The sequence below is a fragment of the Protofrankia sp. Cr1 genome, from assembly GCF_963555865.1.
GTDB lineage: Bacteria > Actinomycetota > Actinomycetes > Frankiales > Frankiaceae > Protofrankia.
The window spans coordinates 1-923 of sequence record NZ_CAUVXO010000469.1; the positions used below are offsets into that span (position 1 = coordinate 1).

3 pseudogenes are annotated in these 923 nt (G+C 67.4%); 2 read left to right on the forward strand and 1 reads right to left on the reverse strand.

The window, feature by feature from the left end:
• Positions 1-233: 233 nt before the first annotated feature.
• Together U9980_RS23865 and U9980_RS23870 are read left to right on the forward strand one after the other, a co-directional pair.
• Positions 234-479, forward strand: a pseudogene (locus tag U9980_RS23865) (LLM class flavin-dependent oxidoreductase); the annotation flags it as partial.
• Positions 480-494: 15 nt separating this feature from the next.
• Positions 495-584: pseudogene (locus U9980_RS23870) on the forward strand (nuclear transport factor 2 family protein); the annotation flags it as partial.
• Positions 585-608: 24 nt separating this feature from the next.
• Here U9980_RS23870 and U9980_RS23875 read toward each other — a convergent pair.
• Positions 609-923 (reverse strand): annotated as a pseudogene (locus U9980_RS23875) (TetR/AcrR family transcriptional regulator); the annotation flags it as partial.

Below are 923 nucleotides of genomic sequence, written 5' to 3' on the forward strand. Positions count from 1 at the left end.
CGGTACCGGACGGCTCCCGGTCTCCGACCCTCGACATGCCCGGTGGGCTCCCGCCCGATCGTCCGCCGGAGAGACATTCGCCATTGCTGATACTCCGACGCGTCCGTCTCGGTCAGAGGGTTGGGTGCCGGGGCGGTCGCCGTCGTGGGCGGCGAACGACGACAGATGCGCGAACGCGCGCGATGAGGGGGGTCAGGGTCTCCAGCTCGAGGCATTCGTAGGAGATGCCGGCGGCCCAGGATGATCTCGCTTCACCGTTTCACAGCGTCGCCGATATCGATCAGCTGCGGGCGACCGGCCAGTACCGGGTCCTCACACCCGAACAGTTTGTGGCGGAGCTGACGGCCGCGCCATTACCATTCGCCCAGTTCCAGCCGCTGCGCGGCGGAATGCCGCCCGAGTTGGCGTGGTCGAGCCTGCGCCTGTTCGAACACGAGGTGCTACCCGCGTTCGCCCACAACCGTCCGACCAGCACGTAAGATAAGGAATTCACCGTGGACGACATCGAGGCTATCAAGCAGCTCAAGGCCCGATACTGCCGGCTCCTGGACACCAAAGACTGGGACGGTTTCCGCCGTGCCTATCCGCGTTCCATCTGACCGTGCCGTTTATGGCTGCGATTCTTGTATGACGCTGGCGAGGACCGTGGTCACCATCGTGCGGACGGCTCCAGCCTCCGGCGGGGTGCCTGTCCGGTCGGCGAACAGCAGGTGCCCAGCTCCGATCAGGGTGGGCGCAAGCGTGTCGACGTCGGCATCGGCCGCGATGCGGCCCAGGTCGCGTTCGGCGGTGAGGTAGGAGGCGATCATGGCTGCAGCTTCCGTCAGCACCGGGACGCCGGCCAGCCCGGCCTGGCGCAGCCGGGCGCGCAGCTCATCCCGGAAGGTGACCAGGGCGACGACCGCGACAGCGACCGACCCGAA